This is a genomic window from Candidatus Pantoea carbekii, from assembly GCF_000971765.1.
GTDB classification, from domain to species: Bacteria; Pseudomonadota; Gammaproteobacteria; order Enterobacterales; family Enterobacteriaceae; genus Pantoea_A; species Pantoea_A carbekii.
In genome coordinates this window covers 742,981-765,966 of sequence record NZ_CP010907.1, presented here as the reverse complement: position 1 = coordinate 765,966, position 22,986 = coordinate 742,981, and the positions used below count along the sequence as shown (strand labels likewise).

Genomic DNA, 22,986 nt, shown 5'->3' with positions numbered 1-22,986 from the left:
ATAAAAATGACATTACTCACTACTGCTAACGATAATAAATTACTATTATAATAATGGAGTTATAAGTAATATTGTAGTAAAAATTAGTACGTTACTATTTGTTTTATTTGATAAAAATTTTTCTTTTCTAGTCGTTAAAATCATGACACATGAATGTCTAAATAGATAACAAAATAATAAAAATTGAAATCAATATAATATAAAGTATTATTAGATAATTTTGTTTTTTATATATAGTTAAAAACTATTAGCATTACCGTCAATTTTGTTGGACATATATTCTATGTTATTAACTGTTCTGTACATAATAGGTATTACAGTGGAATCAATAACAGGTGCACTTGCAGCAGGTAGACGCAAAATGGATTTATTTGGTGTAGTTATTGTAGCTTCTGTTACCGCTGTTGGGGGAGGATCAGTACGTGACATTCTATTAGGACATTATCCACTTAGCTGGATACAACATCCAATATATATCTTAATTGTAATTATAGCAGCAGTAGCTACTACCTTTATTGCTCCATTAATGCACTGTTTACGTAATGTATTTTTAATGCTCGATGCGCTTGGTCTCGTTGTATTTTCTATTATAGGTACACAGGTGGCATTAAGTGCTGGCCATGCTTCAATTATTGCTACCATTGCTGCTGTAATTACTGGTGTTTTTGGTGGTGTATTGCGTGATATGTTTTGTAATCAAATTCCACTAGTCTTTCAGAAAGAATTATATGCCGGTATCGCGTTTATTGTAGGTTGGTGTTATATTTTATTATCAAGCACTTCGTTATCACATCAAACAATAGTAATCATCACATTATTATTCGGTTTCTGTGCACGATTGTTAGTACTACGCTTTGGTCTTTGTCTGCCTATTTTCAATTATCCTTAACTCAACAATAATTTTATCTTTAAAATCTTATTGGAAAACTAGGTTACTAATCTACAAGATATAGAAATAAATTATTCATTATTTATATATAATACAAAACACTATATATATTGATCATATTAAATATACGCTAGACTGACATTATTGTTTAATCATTTCAAAATAATTAATTATTTGATATATAGCTCTATATTTCTATTCAATCTTTTTAACAGGCTGTTAGTTGTTAGTAATATTACTATAATAATACATCTTAATTAAAACGTGGTTTTGTATATTATCATTAATAATTAATTTGATCGTGTATAGTCGACTAAATGATTCAAATAAATCAGTTGACTTGCTAACCTAATTACGATTCAATGAATATAAAAATGTTTTTTTAACCAATAAAATATATCGCTAAGTTTTTTCTTATTGAAAGAGATATTTTGATCATATTTATACTATTTTATTAATTGTCAATTAATTTATATTTGAAATTCATTAATTATATATTTCCTTAAGTAGAAATATAGTTTATTAATTTTTAAAATCATCATTTTTTATTTTAAATTATTTGAAGAAGATTCAGGAATTATTTTATAGCTCTATCATTTTTTATTTACATTAATTACACTGGTGGTGTGATATATAATATACTATACTAAGTCATAATATAAGTCTAGTTTAAACAAGATCGATACATATCAAATATGTAGCAAATACAATATCGCTATTCTAATCCCTTTAGCTCATTTTAATTTTAAGAAATGAATATGTCTTATTGATTTTAACAAATAATATAATTGAAAATTAAATTTAAATATTTTATAGTTTTTAACATTATATTGTGCGTTACTTCAAATTATTAAAAATAATATTTTGAATATACAAAGCATAAATCTTATGTTAGATACTTTAAGTAATATAACTATCTGCTATTATTAATATATATACTTTGTTTTTTAATCCAATTTGAAATAATTATGATTCAAGGTACTTTTTATATTATTTCTGCTCCTAGTGGAGCAGGTAAATCTCTACTCCTTCAGAGGTTATTAAAAGAACAGCTATTAAGGGATATAAAATTATCTATCTCTTATACTACTCGTAGTATACGTCCTAATGAAACAGATGGAAAAGATTATTTTTTTGTTTCAAAACATACATTTAAAAATATGATCGCAGAAGATGCTTTTCTTGAATATGCAAAGGTATTTGGTAATTATTATGGTACTTCACGTGAATCTGTAAAAGAAATTTTATCAAGTGGTATTGACGTTTTTTTAGATATCGATTGGCAAGGCGCAAAACAGATTCGTACTCAATTTTTACTAACATGTAGTATCTTTGTGCTACCACCTTCAATACAAGAGTTAGCACGACGCCTAAATAGGCGTGCTCAAGACACTGAACAGGTTATTACTCAGCGTATGAAACAAGCTATTATAGAGATAACGCATTATTCTGAATACGATTACTTAATTATTAATGATGATTTAGAATCAGCATTAACTGATTTAAAAACTATTATTTATGCACAACGTTTACGTGTGCATAACCAAAAGGTACGACATAATACTTTAATTAGTAAATTATTGGTCGTTTGAAAATACTTTCAGTATTATGAAAGTTAATTTCTTCAATTTATGGAGTAGCATATTTATGGCACGTGTAACTGTTCAAGATGCAGTAGAAAAAATTGGTAATCGATTTGACTTAGTATTGATTGCTGCACGCCGTGCACGTCAAATGCAAGTCAATGCTAAAGATCCACTTGTTCCTGAAGAAAACGATAAAGCTACAGTGATAGCTTTACGAGAAATTGAACAAGGCCTAATTAATAAAAAAACATTGAATATTAGTGAGTATCAAGAATATGAATCCGCTAAGTTAAGAGCTATTAGTTCTGTTACTGAAGGGCGTGTTTAAATCTGCAGGTTAACTTTGTATCTGTTTAAAAGTCTCAATAAACTGATTGAGATATATTTACCTGAAGAGCAAATCAAGCGTTTAAAACAAGTTTATCTTGTTGCGCGTGAAGCTCATGCAGGACAAATACGTTATAGCGGTGAACCTTATATTACTCATCCCATAGCAGTCGCTTGCATTCTTGCTAACATGAAATTAGATCATGAAACATTAATGGCAGCTCTCTTACATGATGTCATTGAAGATACACCTGCTACTTATCAAGATATGGAAAAACTTTTTGGAAAAAGCGTTGCTGAGCTAATAGAAGGTGTATCAAAACTCGATAAATTAAAATTCCGTGATAAAAAAGAAGAACAGATTGAAAATTTTCGAAAAATGATTATGGCAACAGTTCAGGACATTCGTGTTATTTTAATAAAATTAGCTGACCGTACGCATAACATGCGTACGCTTGGTGCGTTACGTGCTGATAAAAAACGCCGTATCGCAATGGAAACATTAGATATTTACAGTCCTCTAGCACATCGTCTTGGTATTTTTTATTTGAAAACTGAACTGGAAGAATTAGGCTTCGAAGCTCTTTATCCTAACCGTTTTCGTATAATTAAAGAAATAGTAAAAACTGTGCGTAATAATCGTAACGATATGATTCAAAAAATACTTTCTGAAATAGATCATTGCTTGAAGAAAGCTGGTGTTATCTGTCGTGTAATTGAAAGAGATAGACATCTGTATTCTATTTACCGAAAAATGTCCTCAAAAGAAAAGCGATTTCACTCAATAATAGATATTTATCGCTTTCGCGTTATTGTAAAAGACCTTGATGCTTGTTATCGCGTGCTTGGTCAGATACATAGTTTGTATAAACCACGACCAGGTTGTGTTAAAGATTATATAGCTATTCCCAAAGCTAATGGCTATCAATCATTACATACATCGATGATTGGACCATATGGTGTACCAGTAGAAGTGCAAATTCGTACAGAAGATATGGATCAAATGGCAGAAATGGGTGTAGCAGCACAATGGACCTATAAAGAAACTAGTACCACGGCTCAAGTTCGTGCACAACGTTGGCTTCGAAGTTTATTAGAATTACAACAGAGTTCAGGAAATGCATTTGAATTTATTGAAAGTGTGAAATCTGATCTTTTTCCGAAAGAAATTTACGTTTTTACGCCTAAGGGTTGTATAATTGAATTACCAGTAGGTGCAACACCTGTAGATTTTGCATATGCTGTACATACTGATATTGGTAATACATGTACTGCTGCTCTTCTAGATCGCCAATCTTATCCGTTATCACAAGCGCTTATTAGTGGGCAAACCATTGAAATTATTACAGAACCACGAGCACGTCCTAATCCTGCTTGGCTTAATTTTGTTGTCAGTTCCAAAGCACGTTCAAAAATTCGACAGACGTTAAAAAATTTAAAACGAGAAGATTCAATAAAATTAGGTCGCTACTTACTCAACCATACATTGGGTGATAATCAGAAATTAGCTAAAATTCCTGCTCAAAACATTCAAAAGGAATTAGAACGTACAAAAGTCTCTAATATTGATGATTTATTAGCAGAAATTGGCTTAGGTAACCTCATAAGTATAGTAGTGGCACAACACTTATTGCAATCGACAACACCTTTACCTAATGTCAATACTTTAAAAAGATTAATTATTAAACATACAGAAGATAGTATGTTAATTACTTTAGCAACGTGCTGCTGTCCTATTCCTAACGACCCGATAGTTGCACATGTTCATCCAGGTAAAGGTCTAATTATACATAATGAATCCTGTCAAAATATTTTCGGTTACCAGAATGAACCTGGACGATTTCTTTTGGGAGAATGGGATAAAAAAATTCATCAAGAATTTATTGCTGAAATAAAAGTAGATATGTTTAATCATCAAGGTGTATTGGCACATTTGACGGCAGCAATTAATACCGCAGGTTCCAATATTCAAAGTTTAAAGACGGAAGAATCTAACGATTTTATATATACTGCCTTTATCCGTCTTACAGCACATAATCACTCCCATTTAGCGAATACTATACGTAAAATTCGTATTATTCCCCATGTAATTAAAGTCCATAGAAACCATATTTAAAATAATAAATTGAAATTTTATTGTATTTTTAAAATAGCAATTGAACATAGTATAAAAATAGTATGTTTATTTAAAATAAAGTGTAAAATTTACTGTTTTATAAGCGTTCTTATCTACAAGGCAAATATACTTTTATTAGCATATCAAAAAAAATAACATTTAATCTTAATCAAAAATTAAATAGAATTCATAAGACAAATACAAAAAAATATTTACTAAATATCATGAAATCTCTCTAGACTTGAATTTTAAGTAAAGAAAGTCCACTAAATCAAATTTATTTATTAAAATAATTGAAGTTTTATTGATTTCTTTAATATTAAAATAATAAAATTACACACTAATTATTGTATTAATAAACCATGAAAATATTTGGCTGTTTTTGAAAAAAAAACATTACAATATCACTTAATTAAATTATTTTAAATTAATAAATCCTAATATCTAAAAAATGATATTAATATTACATTAATCTTTATATTTTTAATTTGATTTTAAAATTAGAAATAAATTAATATATAAATGTTTAATGTGTATTTTGGATTTCGAAAAATTCATACTTAATTACCTAATTACAAGATTATCAGTGACCATATTTAACAGCCTAATTGATTAAGCAATCATAAAATTTAATTTCATATAATTTCTCAATTGCTATAATTTTTTGTGAAGGCACTATTTTACTTAATATAGTTCAATAGCACATTTTTAATTAATTATATTTAATATAGATTACGAAATATGAAAAATTTTTTAATTATGAGAAAGCTAGTAATTTAATTATTTTAACTATTTAATTTTACGTATACAGTGCTAAAAAAATTTACTTTAGCGATAAATAAATAATTACTTAACATGTATCTTAATCAAGAAAAATTATTATTTTAGCAACTATAGTTAGTATGCAAACATTGTTCTAACTAACAAAAGTGTTTGTTGTTTGCATGCATGCAAACAACAAACACTGCAGAGATATTGAATATGTACTGTAATGAAAGTATCGCAGCGTCTTACAACAATCTAAAAAAATCAAATGTCAAAAAGAACCCAAAAAGATATTTACTATTTTATAAACGTTGAGTTGAACAGTAAGTAAAAAATTATCAATAGTTTTCAAGCTAATTAAAATACATTTTTTCTTTTCCATTTTATTTTTTTGAAATTGAGATTGTTATGATTAATTCTCTTTACTTAGTGATCGACACGAATAAAAATTACAAACAAAAGCAATATGTCAATTATATACTTATTTTTAATACAGCTCCTTGAAATGATATAAAAATTCTATTTTTTATTTAAAAGAAGAAATTTCTTAAGTAATTAAAATTTATTTTTATAAATTTGATATCTATTACATTAGATTTAATAGAATAATTTTAAATTACACGAACATTTTAATAGCAGTTTGAAAACAAGAAACCATCATAGTAAAACTTATCACTATTATTTTACATAATAAAAGATTTCAGTATAATATTTTATAACTTGATTATTTTGATCTATACAAAATTAAATATGTTAATATATTAACATATTTAATTTAAACTGTAAACGTAACAAAACTTTACAAGTTATATATAACGATATTGTATTTATGATAGTATTGTTTATTTTTTTCGCAACATGCATTTGCGTTCATTTTCTTTTAAAAAACGTTTTCGTATTCGAATTGATTGTGGTGTAACCTCTACAAGTTCATCATCATTAATGAATTCAATAGCCTGTTCTAAAGTCATTTCTATTGGGGGACTGAGGATTATAGCTTCATCTCTGCCTGCTGCACGTAGATTAGTTAATTTTTTACCAGTTAAACAATTTACAGTTAAGTCATTAGTACGACTGTGCAATCCAATAATTTGACCTTCATAAACTCGTGTACCATGGCTTATAAATAATTTTCCACGATTCTGAAGATTATAAAGTGCGAAAGCCACTGCTTTTCCTTGTCCGTTGGAAATTAATACACCATTTTGTCGTTGACCTAGTTCATATTTTTGCATATTATCATAATGGCTAAAAGTAGAATATATTAAACCACTACCAGAAGTAATTGTCATAAATTGATTGCGAAAACCCATTAAACCGCGACTTGGAATAATATAATCAAGACGTATACGGCGACCTTTAGCATCTGTAGACATATTTTTTAAATGACCCTTACGTTCACCTATAGTCATCATAATCTGTCCTTGATGTTGTTTTTCAATGTCAAAGGTAACATGTTCAAAAGGTTCTTGTTTATTTCCATTACATTCACGAAAAATAACTTTTGGACGAGATACAGCTAATTCATATCCTTCACGACGCATATTTTCAATTAGTACTGATAAATGCATTTCACCTCGACCAGAAACACGGAATGTATCCGTATCTTCAGTTTCTTCAATGCTTAACGCGACATTACGTATTAGTTCTTTATTCAGGCGTTCCAGTATTTGACGTGATGTTATAAATTTACCTTCTTGTCCACAGAAGGGTGAATTATTAACATTAAAAAACATAGTCACTGTCGGTTTATCAACGTTCAATATTGGTAATGCTTCTACTTTTTGTAGATCACAAACAGTTTCAGAAATTTTAAGTTCACTTAAACCGGTTATTGCAATTATATCACCTGCTTCTGCAAGATTACTTTCGATACGTTTTAAAGCAAGATGCCTTAATACTTTACCAATTTTTCCATTTCGAATTTTACCTCTACTATCAATAATACTGACCTGCTGATTTGGTGTTACACTTCCCCGTTTAATACGACCAACACCAATAATACCTAAATGCCTATCATATTCAAGTTGCGAGATTTGCATCTGTAATGGTGCATCAATTTTAACATCAGGCGCAGGAACATAGTCAATAATCGCTTTGTATAGTGGCGTCAGATCGTGATCCATGTTAGTGTAGCTTAAACCTGCAATACCATGTATAGCAGAAGTATAAATAATTGGAAAGTTTAATTGTTCATCAGTAGCATTTAAATCAATAAATAAATCAAATATTTGATCTATTACCCAATCTGGTCGCGCATCAGGCCGATCAATTTTATTAATTACAACAATAGGATTTAACGAATAAGTAAAAGCTTTTTTTGTCACAAAACGGGTTTGAGGCATTGGACCATCCGTGGCATCGACAAGTAATAATACAGAATCAACCATTGACATTACTCGCTCCACTTCTCCTCCGAAGTCAGCATGACCTGGAGTATCAACAATATTTATACGGTAGTTATTCCATTGAATAGCAGTATTTTTCGCAAAAATAGTAATACCTCGTTCTTTTTCCAAATCATTAAAATCCATTATACGCTCAGTTGCCGCTATACGAATATCAAAAGTACTTGACTGTTGTAGCAATTGATCAATTAAAGTGGTCTTACCATGATCTACATGTGCAATTATAGCGATATTACGTAAGTTTTTGATCACAACTTTACCTCAAATATTACAAATTATAGTATGGTACACGAAATACATAAGATATGAGTACTATTGCAGACTTCATTAAGCATGTTTTTTTATGCTAATAATAAGGATTAATTAAGATTCATTAATCTTTAATATTATAGTAAAGTACCAAATCGTATTATCTGAATATTTTCGAGGGAAAATTATGCTTTGATCAGCAGGTTATAGATCTCACTTAGATTAATGCAAAACTATTAACAAAATATGCTAAAAAGCATCGACGAATTTGCTTGATGCCTACAAAATAGAGAAAGATAGTTTTATATTTATACATTAAGCACTAACTAAATACATTCTCAGCAACGAAGTTCTCTTGCCATAATAAAATGACCATTTTAGGAGAATTGAGCATGTCTTCTGAACACGTTCTCTCGATCATAAATGAACGTCAAGTTAAGTTTGTTGACCTACGTTTTACTGATACTAAAGGTAAAGAACAGCACGTTACAATTCCTGCTCACCAAGTAAACAGTAATTTTTTCAAAGAAGGAAAAATGTTTGATGGATCTTCTATCAATGGATGGAAAGATATCAACGAATCAGATATGCTGCTGATGCCAGATACAAGTACTGCTATCATAGATCCGTTTTTTAAAGAATCCACTCTTCTTATCCGTTGTGATATTCTGGAGCCAATTACTTTACAAGGTTATGATCGTGATCCACGATCTATTTCTAAGCGTGCAGAAAACTTTTTATGTTCTTCTGGAATTGCTGATGTCGCATTATTCGGTCCTGAGCCCGAATTTTTTCTTTTTGATGATATCCGTTTTGGATCTGCCAGTTCAGGTTCGCACGTTATTATTGATGATATTGAAGCTTATTGGAACACTCTTAAGATTTACGAAGGTGGTAACAAAGGTCATCGACCAGCTTTAAAAGGAGGATATTTTCCAGTTCCGCCAGTAGATTCTTCTCAAGAAATCCGTTCTCTTATGTGTATTACTATGGAAAAAATGGGCTTGATAGTTGAAGCTCACCACCACGAAGTAGCCAGTGCTGGTCAAAATGAAGTAGCCACTCGTTTTAATAGCATGACCAAAAAAGCCGATGAGATTCAAATCTATAAATATGTAGTGCACAATATTGCTCAGGCGCATGGAAAAACTGCTACTTTTATGCCAAAACCTATTTTTGGAGATAACGGTTCTGGCATGCATTGCCATATATCTCTATTTAAAAATGGCATCAATTTGTTCTCTGGAGAGGAATACGGTGGTTTATCAGAAATTGCTCTTTTTTGCATCGGAGGTATTATTAATCATGCTAAGGCTATTAATGCATTTACTAATCCTACTACGAATTCTTACAAGCGTTTAGTTGCAGGTTATGAGGCTCCGGTAATGCTTGCCTACTCAGAACGCAATCGTTCTGCTGCAATTCGTATTCCTATAGCAACTAGTTCAACAAAAACACGTCGCATCGAAGTACGTTTTCCAGATCCAGCTGCAAATCCATATTTAGCATTTGCTACGTTGCTTATGGCTAGTCTTGATGGTGTAATCAATAGAATAGATCCCGGTGATGCTATAGATAACAACCTTTATAAACCACTCCAAAAAACAAACAGTAGAATACAAAAAGTTGCGACATCTTTAGAAGAAGCATTAAATGCGCTTGATAAAGATCGTGAATTCTTAACTCGTGGTAATGTATTCACTCATGATACAATTAATGCATATATTGAATTACGTAAGTTAGACGTCGATCGGTTGCGTATGACACCACATCCGATAGAGTTTGAATTATACTACAGCGTGTAATAAAAACTGTTATGCTAATAAATTAAAAATGCCATTTAATACACAGAAGATTATAATCTTATTAAATTAATTTAAATATTTTTAAAATACTTTAATACTATAATAGCTATTATAGTATTAAAGAAACAGAAAATTTTAAATATATCAAAAGCCCATTAAACAATGGGCTTTGCTATATCGTAGTAATACAGTATAAAATTAAAATTTTAGATTAGACAGAGACCATCTTCTATTTGATATCAAGATCAAAAATATATATTAATTTAGTTGTGGTAAACTATTTTTTTAAAGATCGCAATTACTGAACAATGGTAATTAAGTTAAAAATTTTGGATAATTTCTTAATTATGAGGTCTGATGAAATACCAAAATCTTCATTAGTCACAGTTAATTAATAACTTGATAAAAACATTGTAATTACTACAGATAGAAAAATTTTTTTATATTTAAGAATAATTTTTTCTTATAACTAACATTTATCTCTAAAATACTAAAATATCAAATTTGAATTTGAAATCTCGTTTATAAAAATTTTAATAATAAAATTCTTGGAATATAGTAGGTAATTATAGCAAAATTTCGCATTGTACTATTTATTGTACTTAACATGACAACTATTCCGAAAGATTGGATTGAATTTGAGCTACTGGTTCATGAAAAAGGTGTCTTTACAGGTAGTAATCTGGTTCGATAGGATCATTTTGAACAGATTAATAATAGTATTCTATCGATAGATAAACTCATTATTAACTAATAGTCAATTTTATCGGTAGGGGGATTTTCCCACCTATTGGCGTTGATGCGCGTATGATTCTTACAACTCATCAGAACACTAAACTTTATATAAAAGAAGATAAATTTCGTGAAAATTTATTCTACCATTTTAATATAATTTTATATTTATCTTGCAGTATTACGCGAACTGAACGATGATATACCTCATCTGGCATATTTTTTAAAAATACATCAGCAGCACACAAACTATCCTTTAAAAAAATTTTAAATCTAAAAGCAGAAGCTGCTTTAACTCGTATGTATTGGTTCGGTAATAATGTACGCTAATCAAAAACACCTGTTATTGTTTAAACATAATGCAACTAGTCTTACTTGAAGATTTACCTGATAATTTATTATTTATAATAAATTCATTAGTCCATTACTCCTTTCAATGACTGTCAGATGTTGGACTTCGTGACTGTTCAATGGATACATTATGCATTTACAATGCAAACATCAAGATTTTCTTGACAATAACAAGCAGAGCTAGAATATAAATTAATTATTAGTACTGTAATACTACTATACCAAGTGATATCAGCAGAAAAAAGCACACTTGCTAAGTTGAGGAGGAAATATGCTGGTACGAAAATTCAAACAATTTAAAATACAATAAAATATTTTGAATTGATAAAAAGATCAATTTTCAGATTTTTATTTAACTAAAGTTAAAGGAAAATATTCATAAAATAAAATCAGTATATTTAAAGAAGACATAATGAAAATATCACCAAATAAATATTATTTTTTATTATTTAAATTGAGATACTATAAAAATTATATATTTTAATAATCAATAAGTAAGAATTGTGACTAAAAGTAATTTAAAGATTTTTATTTATAAATTATTCAAATATAGATTGATTATTTTAAGACTGTATCTTACAGCAAATGTAATTTTCGTATATAAATTAAGTTTTAATACTTATATACAGTGAAAGTGTAATTTATTGATTTGTAGTCTAATCACCATCGAATAATGATAATGTAATATTCAATCATGAATGTATGTTAAGTTATATTTATTTATATCAGGAGTATGCCGTTGTCTAGTCTAAATTATTATAGTACGCAATTTATGCTGAGTATAACAAATATCCATTATTTACCGGTTGATATAGGTGCTGAAATTGCTTTTGCTGGTAGATCAAATACAGGAAAATCTAGTCTACTCAATATATTGAGTAACCAAAAAAAATTAGCATATGTTAGTAAAAAACCAGGTCGTACTCGATCAATTAATTATTTTCAAGTTATTCAAGGTAAACGCATAGTTGATCTACCAGGTTATGGTTATGCGGAAGTTGCTCATAAAATTAAGCAAAATTGGCAATCAATTTTAACTAAATATATACAAAAAAGAAAAACGTTAAAAGGATTGGTACTACTAATGGATATTCGTCGTCCTTTAACAAATTTAGACCGAAAAATAATTAAACAAACTACTGAAAATCATATTCCTATACTGCTGCTTTTGAGTAAAGCTGATAAGTTAGCTGTCAGTGCTCGTAATATACAGATTAAACTAGTGGCAAAGGCTATGCTAGAATTTAGAGGAGATATAGACATAGACATACTTTCCTCCATTGAACAAGTAGGTATTGATACACTACGTAATAAGTTAAATAATTGGTTTCATAAATAAAATATTACATGCAATATATTAAGAATAATTCACATGGGATGTTTATAATAGCTCTCATCTGCCTTTTCCCAATTCTGACCTATACTTACTACAACCTGTAATGGTACGTCTAATTTTATACAGTTTTCCATTAAATAACAAATCTTTTTAGTTATTGTGTCAACATATTCTTGTTGAATTTCGAATACCAACTCATCATGGACTTGCATAATCATTTTAACAATATTCTCATTGTGTTTTAATAACCAATTATCAATAGAAATCATTGCTAATTTAATGATATCTGCTGCAGTACCTTGTAATGGAGCATTAATTGCTGAACGTTCTGCAGATTTACGTCGAATCGTATTATTTGATTTAATATCTGGCAACCATAATCTTCTACCAATCAATGTTTCTACATAACCTTTTTCTATTGCTGCCATGCGTATATTTTCCATGTAGCGCAATACGTTTGGATAACGTTTAAAATAAAAATCAATATAAGTTTTTGCTTTATCTGTACTAATATTAAGTTGACGTGATAAACCGAAAGCACTCATGCCATAAATAAGACCAAAATTAATTGTTTTAGCACTACGTCTTTGATCAATAGAAACTTTATTTATTTCTACATTAAATATTTCTGATGCAGTAACACGATGAATATCTTCGCCTATATTAAAAGTGTGCATCAAGCTTTGATCCTGCGATAAATGTGCCATAATACGTAATTCAATTTGCGAATAATCTATAGAAACAATGCGTTTATTAAATGGCGCAATAAATGCTTGGCGAATGCGACGTCCTTCATTACGACGTATTGGAATATTTTGTAAATTAGGATCAGTAGATGATAATCTTCCTGTAGCTGTAATTACTTGGTGGTAAGATGTATGCAATCGACCCGTAACTGCATTAATCATTAATGGTAACTTATCAGTATAAGTAGATTTAAGTTTTAATAAACTTCGGTATTCTAGTATAACTTGTGGCAGAGGGTATTTAAGTGCTAGAACAGCCAATACTTCTTCGCTAGTCGATGGTGCACCGTTTGGAGTTTTCTTAATCGGATTAACTCCCTGTTTATTAAATAAAATATTTTGTAATTGTTTACTTGAAGAGAGATTAAAGGATTCACCTACTAGTTTGTATGCTGTCTGTTTTAAAGTTATCAAACGGGTAGCAAGTTCTTTGGAATATTTTACCAATAAATCCTGATCCACTAATACACCATTACGTTCAATTCGTGATATGACGCGTGATAGAGGTATTTCAATATCTTCAAAAACTTTTTTGGGACCTCTTTCTTGCTTTAACTTTGGCCATATGTTGAAATGTAATTTTAAAATAACATTTGCATTTTCAGCTGCATAATATGAAGCCTTGTTAATATTAATTTGATTAAACGGCAGTGTTTTATTTCCTTTTTTGTTTTCTTTTTGGTAAACAATAGTTTCATGATTTAACCATCGTGCTGCTAAACTTTGAATATCATGTTTATTGCTTATGCTATTTAAACAATAAGACTCTAACATTGTATCAAATTTAACGCCGTTTAGCTCGATACCGTAATTCTTTAAAATACTGAGGTTATATTTAATATTCTGAGCTATTTTCACCTTTTTATCATCTTCTAGCAAAAATTTTAATTGTTTTAATACACTTTGTATATTTAATTGATCTGGAGCATTAATATAATTGTGACCAACAGGTAAATAAGCAGCTTCATCCAATATAGCGAATGCTATACCAACAATATTAGCATTAAATATATTTTTGGAGTCAGTTGTTAGATAAAATGCAAAAATACTGGCATCCTTTAGCTTATTCAACCATTTTTTAAACATTACTTCATCTAAAATAGTTAAATAATTATTAAACGAACTATTACTCGATGGATATTCCAAAATTCCTGTCGCTGTATCAGAAGTACGTAAATTTTGTTTCGTGGGTGTTTTTTTTTCTCTGTAACCATTTTCCTGAATTAAGTTCATTTAGAAAATGTTTAAATTCATAACGCTTGAACAAAGCCTTCAGCGTTTCAATATTAGGTTCTTGGATTATTAATTGTTTATCTAAAAGTTTGATTTCAATATCTGTTTTAATGGTTGCTAATTTATAGGAAAGAAAAGCAAGATCACGGTTTTTTTCAAAATTGCTAATTATAGTTTTTATCCCACGCAAAGCAACAGTATTCAACTTATCTAGATTATTATAAATCGAATGAATATTGCCAAATATTTTTATTAAAGTTTCTGCTGTCTTTTGACCAACACCTGGTATCCCGGGAATATTATCTGTTTTGTCTCCTATCATAGCAAGTAAATCAATAATTAATGAAGGCGGAACACCATATTTTTTTCTTACTTCTTCAGGTCCAAGTATAGTATTCATGCGAGTATTCATTAACATAATATTCGGTGTCACTAACTGTGCTATATCTTTATCAATAGTACTAATTAGTACTGTTCGTCCTGTTTTTTGTGCTTGTACTGCTAATGTACCGATGATATCATCTGCCTCTACTCCTTTAATTTCTAATAGAGAGATACCCATTGCTCTAATTATATTATATAGTGGCTTAATCTGTTGCTGTAATTTATCTGGCATGCGAGGACGATTTGACTTATATTTTTCAAATAACTTTTTGCGAAAAGTTTTGCCTACTGTATCAAAAACAATAACAATTTGGCAGTGCTTATGCTGTATTAGAAGATTTTTCAACATATTGAGCATACCATATATTGCACCTGTTGGTTCGTTTAAGCTATTGGTAAAAAATGAAAAAACATAATAGGCACGATAGAGATAAGATGAACCATCTACTAGAATCAATGGATTTTTTTCAGTTGTCATGATAATAAATATGTTCTTTTTTAATAATTAGTACGCTAATAGAATTACACTAATAAAAACAAACTTCCATAATACATGCAATCTGCATCTTTGTGTGAAAAAATCATAACATAATAATATTTATATTAAATCTCATCACAAATTAATGAAAAAATTTATATATATATAGATATCAATCACAAGATTGATAAAAAAATTTAATTTTAATGTAAAAATTATGTTTAAATATTTTAAGTTTATAGTTATTTTTTCTTAATTAAGAATTTTGCTACCTTAGCATAATTATTAGCAATATGATTAACGTTAGTAACATTAATAGCGTGGTTGTTGATCATATATTTCCCATTAACTAAAAAAATTGGTACACCTTTTAGATCAATATCTAATGTAGCTTTTTGTTGCTGTGCCACAAGGGCTTTTACTATAAAGCTATCCCATGCTGTATCATAATCTTTAGAAGAAATAGATGCGGCTTTTATAAAGGCTTGTTTTAAGCTTTCTGGATCAGTAATAATGTTCTTTTTTTGTACGTCATCAAAAATATTTAATATTATTTTATCTTCAATACCTAGAACCATGGCTATTGCCCATGCATGCGTAGCAATTGGACCAAGATCATCACCAATAAAATCAACATGATATCTTTTTATTTTAACATCTTTAGATAAGTTCTTTTTAATTGTATCCTTTACGTGATATAGCGACTCTAATTCGTAACAATGGGGGCAGAAAAAAGAGAAAAACTCCAAAACTTGCGGTTTTTTGCTACTATCGATATAAACCGGTTTTGATAAAATATTGTATTTCTGAATATTATCAGCATGTACTAACGTATTAAACATTAACAATATCCCTGCCAGAAAAAAGCAAAAATTTTTCATTAGCAAATATCCTCTAAATTTGGCAAAGCGCTCTGAATTATTCAATAAATATTAAATTTTTATCGAATATCTTTTAAAAGAGCATATTGTAAAAATAGTATATGCATGTAGTTCAATAAAAGAATAAATTATATTTACCAATTATTATTAGCTTAACTCAATTATTATTAAATAATACCTTCTTTTAAGAATATCATGTTATTTTAAAAACAAAAGGGTCTACAGAGTATTTACTAATGTAAATAAATTTACTATAATATTTTTAATTAATTAATTATTAATTAAAAATATTATTAGTTAATGCTGGGTTGAATTACTAATTTAATGATCGGCCTACTAATGATATTTAATAAAATTCATCATGTTGTAAAAAATATTCTAAAAAATCTAAATATTAACGTAAAAATACGTTTTAGGTATTGATATTATCATATTAACTATATACGATTGACATCGTACAATTAAGCAAAACAAATTATTATGTTAATTACAAATTTATTTTAATAAAATATTTAGATGGAATTGATAACATATTATCAAATAAAAAGAATTTATAAATTTTTTTTTATAAGCAGACTGTATAGCTGGTTTTGTTAAAAATATAATTTGATATGTTGAAATTATAATTGCAAAGATCTTAACTCGTTGATATTAGAGCTCATCGGGATCGAACCACTGAAGGCGTTCTACCAACTGATCCATAGCACGCCTACAAATCAGAAAAATTCTGCGATGGGGGTTTTTATATTAATTTTACTTAAACCAAAACAAAAAACTGGTAGGCTTGAGTGGACTTGAACCACCGACCTCACCCTTATCAGGGGTGTGCTCTGCCAGCTGAGCTACAAGCCTTCTAAAATTCCATATGTTTTTTAATTTCAAGAAACATAATATGCAAAATACACAATATAATTTATCAAATTACATCCGTAAATTCAAATTATTATTAACATACCATCTTGAATAATTTTGCTTTAATTTTTAAAATTTTATCAATGAATAACTCTAGTTATCTTGTTATAACCTATATTTAAACTATCCAATATAAAATGTCTTATTCTACAATGAATGTTAGTAATTTTCAAGAAAAAATTGAAATTTTTCTATTTTACCAATCACGTTTATTTTTTTATAAAAAACGCTGTTATAACTTCTTTATCTTCAATGCGTATAAAAAATTATTTAATAAAATAGCAAAATAAATTTAGATAAATATTATTCTTTTAATTTCATTTAATATTTTTATATTTTATTAAAACTTTACTTCAAGAAACCTATTTATTTCGGATCATATAGTTAACAGAAGAAATAAAGCAAGTGAATATTAATACGTTTTACTAGTTTGCGTATAAATAGCAAAAAGGAAAATCTATGCAAAAGTGTTCTCCTATAAGCCGTGCTTTGATTAGTGTTTCAGATAAAACAGGTATTCTCGAATTTGCAAAAGCACTGTCCAAACGTGGAATAGAGTTACTTTCCACATCTGGTACTGCACATTTATTAGTAAATGCGGGTGTACGTGTTACAGAAATTTCTAGCTACACTGGTTTTCCAGAAATGATGGGTGGACGTATTAAAACTTTACATCCTAAAGTTCACGCTGGAATCCTAAGTCGACGTGGTAAAGATGATAAAATTATGGAGCAATATGCTATTAAAGCCATTGACATGGTAGTAGTGAATCTTTATCCATTTGCTCAAACTGTTGCAAAATCTGATTGTACTTTAGAGGATGCATTTGAACACATTGATATTGGAGGAGCAGCAATGCTTCGCGCAGGTGCTAAAAACTATAAAAATGTGGTCGTTATAGTTGATCAGAGCGATTATGATATGATCATACTAGAATTAGATAACAACAAAAATGCATTAAGTTTAAATACTTGTTTGAAAATGGCTATTAAAGCATTCAAACATACTGTAACTTACGATAATAGGATCGCTGATTATTTTAGCAACGTCTTACTAATGAATGAACAAAGTAATCAACAGCAGCAACCCGTACGCTTTCCAAATAAATTACATTTAAATTTTATAAAACACAAAATTATGCGATACGGAGAAAATAAACATCAAGAAGCCGCTTTTTATATTGAAGAAAATATAGTAGAAGCATCTATCGCAAATGCACAACAATTGCAAGGAAAAATGCTTTCTTATAATAATATTGCTGATGCTGATACAGCACTAGAATGTGTTAAGGAATTTACAGATCCAGCTTGTGTGATAGTAAAGCATACTAATCCATGCGGTGTAGCTGTTAGTAAATCAATTTTTGATTCCTATAATTATGCCTATAAAACAGATCCAACTTCTAGTTTTGGAGGTATTATCGCTTTCAATCGTGAGCTAGATGTAATTACGGCAAAATCTATCATTGATCGTCAGTTTGTTGAAGCTATTATTGTCCCGTCGATTAAACAGACTACACTAAAAATAATAGCAATTAAAAAAAATATACGAGTATTGATATATGGTCAATGGCAGAGACGTATTGCTGGTTTAGATTTCAAAAGAGTTAATGGTGGTTTATTAGTACAAGACCGTGATTTAACAATGATTAATGCTAACCAATTACAGGTCGTTACTATGCGCCAACCAACTGAAAAAGAAATGCGTGACATGATATTCTGTTGGAAAGTAGCAAAATTTGTGAAATCTAATGCTATTGTATACGGACGAGATAATATGACTATTGGTATTGGTGCAGGCCAGATGAGCCGTATTTATTCTGCTAAAATCGCGGGTATGAAGGCTTGTGAAGAAGGCTTAGAACTCAAAGGTTGCGTAATGGCGTCTGATGCTTTTTTACCATTTCGAGATAGTATTGATGCAGCAGCTAGTCTCGGTATTACTTCTGTGATACAGCCAGGCGGATCAGTTCGTGATCGTGAAGTTATTTATGCTGCTAATCAGCATAATATTACTATGGTTTTTACTAAAATACGTCATTTTCGTCATTAGATTTTTTAATAAAAATTAAAAATGGAAATTTCATTAGTATTTATGCCGATAAATACGCAATAATTTGGAATATTGCGTCATTGTAATTAATAAAATACTATTTTCCGAAATATTTGATATATCTATATTAGAATCTAAATAATGCTAGATGTAATGTTGCTAGTATTACTGTTTATATAAAAATACATATATACCATCAATCTAGTAATCGTAGATCTTAAAACATTATTATTAGTAAGCATGGTTAATATTATAACAGATAGCTGAATTTGCGTAGAAATTTTCTCTAACACAAAACTTATATCTCTATAAAATTTAAAAAATTTCTACGACAAACCATATTTCTATTACCAATCTCAAAATTTTTATATAAAAGTGACTCTAGTATTTAGAAAGCAGAGATCGGCTAACAATGATTCAATTCGATCGTTTGATGTTATGCAAAGGTATAATGATTATTGTAAAATTAAAAATAGGAAGAGTTGTAATACTTGCTATCAACAATATTTTTAGAGAAACACACTTTATTTCTATTAAAGATTTTGTTGAAAGAAAAAAGATAAGTTTTACTATAATGGTTATCGCCATCATATGTTGCTAATGCTCATTAACTAAAATAATAAACGATTGGATGATAACAATAGCAATATTGGCAAAATACTCATGATATTATACGGCGATTCATATTCGTCTAATATCATAAATGTTGCAAAAATATAACATATTACATAATGTTGTTAGTATTCAGTAATATGTAAAGTCAAAAAAAAAATATATTTGCAAATTTTTTACCTGATCCTAATTATTTATAAAACGGAATAAGTGAAAATAATTGAATGCAAGAGTCGCTCGAGTAATGCTATAATACAACTTATTATGTATTTAAAATCTGATTTAGTTGAATTAATTGTAGCGATTTGCTGCAGTAAAACTAAAATAGAAAATTTTAGAATGAAATTTTAAAACATAAACTAATGTAAACATATTGGTAATATTAGGTTGTCTAACCAGTTTAAAACGGTAATCAAATTTGTCACCTTCCCATACAAACAATTGCAAACTGTAACATATTTGATTTAACGAACACATATTCCAATAAAAAATCATCGTACGCTAACTAATGTATGTCTTATTATCCATGTTTTACTACAAGTCAAGATATCATAGCAACAAAAATATTTATTTATTAGTTAAAACATCTTCTGATTAAAGTTTCAATATAGCTATATTAGTTATTGTGCCATTACTATTAAAATATCATACTAGTTTGTAATATTTAAATCAATTAGCTATAAATATTTGTAGTGATATACAAATTTTTGTATATCACTAGAATATAGCTGGTTCTGCCATAACATATTCTTGTATTTATTTTACATAAATTAATATTTATTAAACTCATATAGGATCTCTAGCCTACTAATTATAGTAGGCTAAGTTAGTATTCTAATAATCCATTAGAACGCAATATTATAAAATTTATCTATTTATTATTTACTATTATATTTATTAGTGGAATTAACGGTAGTTATGCTGAATAACAATTTCATGATGATAGACATGATACTACAATAAATAATATCTCTTCTTTTACTTACTGTTTATAGATAGGTTATTTGCCATATATCATTATTTAATTGAATTCTTTAATTTTTTACCGGATGCAAATGACGGTATATGTGTTTCAGCAATTTGAATTTTTTCACCAGTTTGGGGATTTCGCCCAGTCCGTTTAGCGCGATATTTGACTTTAAACGTACCAAAACCAATAAGTTGCACTGGATCACCATCCTTGAGAGACTCAGTAATTGCAGCCAAGATAGATTCAAGTGCAGCTTTAGCCTGAATTTTGGACAAGCCTGCTTTTTCTGCTATGATGTCAATCAATTGAGTCTTATTCATAATTCACCCTTTAAATAAATACCTTAATTTAGTCGATCAGTAAAAATACGATACGAAATCGTATGCTATAATCATTTTATAAATAGCTAGTTAGGATATTTTAATATTTTCTCAAAATATATGCCACATAGAATACAAATGTGCAGCCGTTAAACACATTAATTTTACCTAAAGTCACATTTTATTCTAAAAACAAATTGCATATTAATCTTGCAAGCATAATTAACTTCATTTGAAATACAATTAAAAAACATATTTTTATTATATATAAGAATACGTTAGAAATGTTTATTTTGCAAAATATTCTAACAATTTATGTCCGCAGAACTAACAGGTCAAAATAACTAAGGCTGATCTTATTCATATATCCTAAGTACTCAAAAACTATGCACATCTTTAATAAAAAAATAGAGAAATAGTATATCCTGATAGATATCATCAACATGAATCAAGTTAAAACATCTCCTTTACTTTGTAGAATTTTCTAAAATAATTTTTAGATATAAGTTGCAGCCACAGAGTGTAGACGCATAACGTATCCGTGCAAAATACATATTACCCTGTAGTAAATTTTGTGAACCATTCAATAACATGTATCTGATACCTTACTTACCCAATCGACACCAACACATCTCAACCAATTTCTGTCATTTTCTAACCAGCGTTTTCGTTTTTTGTAAACAAAATAACACTATATGTTTTTCTCCATTTGTATAAAGTAAATTATCAAGTATTTTATATATATAGAATGAAAATTCATTACAATAACATTTTGTTAGTACATCATGTACAGTAAATATCATAACAGATTTTACATCTACTCTAATGCCAATATTTAAATAAAGAATCACATTTTTTTCTAATTAATCTAATCAAATAATTTTTTTTAGTTTTCCATGAAGTATTGTTTTATTTACTAAATGTTTTGCTATTTATTGCGTTCAATTACATAAATTGTAAATTTCAAAGTCTTTCTAAAACACCGATCAGTCTCGCATCTAATTTTGTAAATGGTAGTCTATAATATGTAATAAATTCATTACATAACAGAGTTCCTCGTCGGTATTTGAAATAGAGCGTGGTTCAACAGTATTACAGTAAGTAACTAAATTTTAAAAATTGTTGGTATTAATTTTTTTCGAAGAATCATCCTAAATTTATAGAATTAGTAATAGCAACAATATCACTAAAAAATTACAGGACCTAGTAGATAGGTTACAATAGCTAAAGTGTAACATCATACATTAATTCGGTGTTGTATAGAGCGATACAAAAAAATACTAACTTTAATTACGTAGCATTCTCATATATTCTAGTAAATAATGCCTAGCTTACCATAGGTGTTACAACTAGCTAACCTTGTAATTAAGCCAAATGAATAAACATGATTGTTCAATTGAGTCATAATAGTATCTTTCTATCTTGTAATTCATCATAGAACTAAAAATTCTACAATGAATACTTAATTAGTTAATCTAATTTTAGTTAGATAATTCGATAAAATAGTATGGGGATTTGATGATCATATTACTAAATTATTTTCGATATATAATTAATGTTATACTGTTTTGATTAGTTTTATATCTAAATTAGATTATTATGTAATCTTATTTGAGAATTAGTTAATGTCATATTCATATCAACAGCTATTTAATCTTAAAATAGTTAAAGATAGCTATAAGAACTGATTGAATATAAAACAGTAAGCAGATAATGATCCAATTTATATTTGACCAAATTTATTTTATAACTATACTATAATAGTATTATGGTATTATCATAATACTATTATAAACTGAGCTATTAAAAAATTAAAATATAATAATATAACGAT

The 22,986-nt window shown here is 28.5% G+C and carries 11 protein-coding genes, 1 tRNA gene and 1 pseudogene; 8 read left to right on the top strand and 5 right to left on the bottom strand.

Annotation, left to right across the window (positions count from 1 at the left end):
* Positions 1-283 precede the first annotated feature (283 nt).
* From BMSBPS_RS02725 to spoT, 4 genes are all read left to right on the top strand, one after another.
* A complete protein-coding gene (locus BMSBPS_RS02725; protein ID WP_044169935.1) occupies positions 284-889 on the top strand; it encodes a trimeric intracellular cation channel family protein in 606 nt (201 codons plus the stop codon).
* A 968-nt stretch (positions 890-1,857) separates the two neighbouring features.
* Positions 1,858-2,481 (top strand): guanylate kinase, encoded by a 624-nt coding sequence (gmk, locus tag BMSBPS_RS02720; RefSeq protein WP_022564068.1) that lies wholly within the window; start codon positions 1,858-1,860, stop codon positions 2,479-2,481.
* A gap of 55 nt (positions 2,482-2,536) precedes the next feature.
* Complete coding sequence (rpoZ, locus tag BMSBPS_RS02715) at positions 2,537-2,803, top strand: DNA-directed RNA polymerase subunit omega (RefSeq protein ID WP_022564067.1); 267 nt, start codon at positions 2,537-2,539, stop codon at positions 2,801-2,803.
* A 15-nt stretch (positions 2,804-2,818) separates the two neighbouring features.
* Positions 2,819-4,918: a bifunctional GTP diphosphokinase/guanosine-3',5'-bis pyrophosphate 3'-pyrophosphohydrolase gene (spoT, locus tag BMSBPS_RS02710; RefSeq protein ID WP_022564066.1), complete on the top strand. Its 2,100-nt coding sequence runs from the start codon at positions 2,819-2,821 to the stop codon at positions 4,916-4,918.
* A gap of 1,607 nt (positions 4,919-6,525) precedes the next feature.
* Here the strand turns inward: spoT and typA are convergent.
* On the bottom strand, positions 6,526-8,343 hold the full coding sequence (gene typA, locus BMSBPS_RS02705; RefSeq protein WP_022564065.1) for a translational GTPase TypA: 1,818 nt from the start codon (positions 8,341-8,343) through the stop codon (positions 6,526-6,528).
* Positions 8,344-8,732: 389 nt separating this feature from the next.
* On the opposite strand from typA, the gene glnA reads away from it, so the two are divergent.
* From glnA to yihA, 3 genes are all read left to right on the top strand, one after another.
* A complete protein-coding gene (glnA, locus tag BMSBPS_RS02700) occupies positions 8,733-10,145 on the top strand; it encodes a glutamate--ammonia ligase (RefSeq protein ID WP_022564064.1) in 1,413 nt (470 codons plus the stop codon).
* A gap of 753 nt (positions 10,146-10,898) precedes the next feature.
* Complete coding sequence (locus tag BMSBPS_RS04820; RefSeq protein WP_407638116.1) at positions 10,899-11,078, top strand: sigma 54-interacting transcriptional regulator; 180 nt, start codon at positions 10,899-10,901, stop codon at positions 11,076-11,078.
* 883 nt (positions 11,079-11,961) lie between these two features.
* A complete protein-coding gene (gene yihA / locus BMSBPS_RS02695) occupies positions 11,962-12,567 on the top strand; it encodes a ribosome biogenesis GTP-binding protein YihA/YsxC (RefSeq protein WP_326972810.1) in 606 nt (201 codons plus the stop codon).
* Between the two features lie 29 nt (positions 12,568-12,596).
* Here the strand turns inward: yihA and polA are convergent.
* From polA to BMSBPS_RS02675, 3 genes and pseudogenes are all read right to left on the bottom strand, one after another.
* Positions 12,597-15,405, bottom strand: a pseudogene (gene polA / locus BMSBPS_RS02690) (DNA polymerase I).
* Positions 15,406-15,647: 242 nt separating this feature from the next.
* Positions 15,648-16,286: a DsbA family protein gene (locus BMSBPS_RS02680; RefSeq protein ID WP_044169932.1), complete on the bottom strand. Its 639-nt coding sequence runs from the start codon at positions 16,284-16,286 to the stop codon at positions 15,648-15,650.
* Between the two features lie 776 nt (positions 16,287-17,062).
* Positions 17,063-17,138 (bottom strand) — tRNA-Ile (locus BMSBPS_RS02675).
* Positions 17,139-17,657: 519 nt separating this feature from the next.
* Here BMSBPS_RS02675 and purH point away from each other — a divergent pair.
* Complete coding sequence (purH, locus tag BMSBPS_RS02670; RefSeq protein ID WP_022564059.1) at positions 17,658-19,250, top strand: bifunctional phosphoribosylaminoimidazolecarboxamide formyltransferase/IMP cyclohydrolase; 1,593 nt, start codon at positions 17,658-17,660, stop codon at positions 19,248-19,250.
* Between the two features lie 1,629 nt (positions 19,251-20,879).
* On the opposite strand, the gene BMSBPS_RS02665 is transcribed toward purH, so the two are convergent.
* Positions 20,880-21,152: an HU family DNA-binding protein gene (locus BMSBPS_RS02665; protein WP_022564056.1), complete on the bottom strand. Its 273-nt coding sequence runs from the start codon at positions 21,150-21,152 to the stop codon at positions 20,880-20,882.
* Positions 21,153-22,986: the final 1,834 nt, after the last annotated feature.

Excerpts from the sequence above, each read along its gene's own strand:
- glnA (WP_022564064.1), top strand. The coding sequence starts at position 8,733 with ATGTCTTCTGAACACGTTCTCTCGATCATAAATGAACGTCAAGTTAAG.
- BMSBPS_RS02665 (WP_022564056.1), bottom strand. The coding sequence starts at position 21,152 with ATGAATAAGACTCAATTGATTGACATCATAGCAGAAAAAGCAGGCTTG.
- BMSBPS_RS02725 (WP_044169935.1), top strand. The coding sequence starts at position 284 with ATGTTATTAACTGTTCTGTACATAATAGGTATTACAGTGGAATCAATA.
- BMSBPS_RS02680 (WP_044169932.1), bottom strand. The coding sequence starts at position 16,286 with ATGAAAAATTTTTGCTTTTTTCTGGCAGGGATATTGTTAATGTTTAAT.
- gmk (WP_022564068.1), top strand. The coding sequence starts at position 1,858 with ATGATTCAAGGTACTTTTTATATTATTTCTGCTCCTAGTGGAGCAGGT.
- purH (WP_022564059.1), top strand. The coding sequence starts at position 17,658 with ATGCAAAAGTGTTCTCCTATAAGCCGTGCTTTGATTAGTGTTTCAGAT.
- yihA (WP_326972810.1), top strand. The coding sequence starts at position 11,962 with ATGCCGTTGTCTAGTCTAAATTATTATAGTACGCAATTTATGCTGAGT.
- rpoZ (WP_022564067.1), top strand. The coding sequence starts at position 2,537 with ATGGCACGTGTAACTGTTCAAGATGCAGTAGAAAAAATTGGTAATCGA.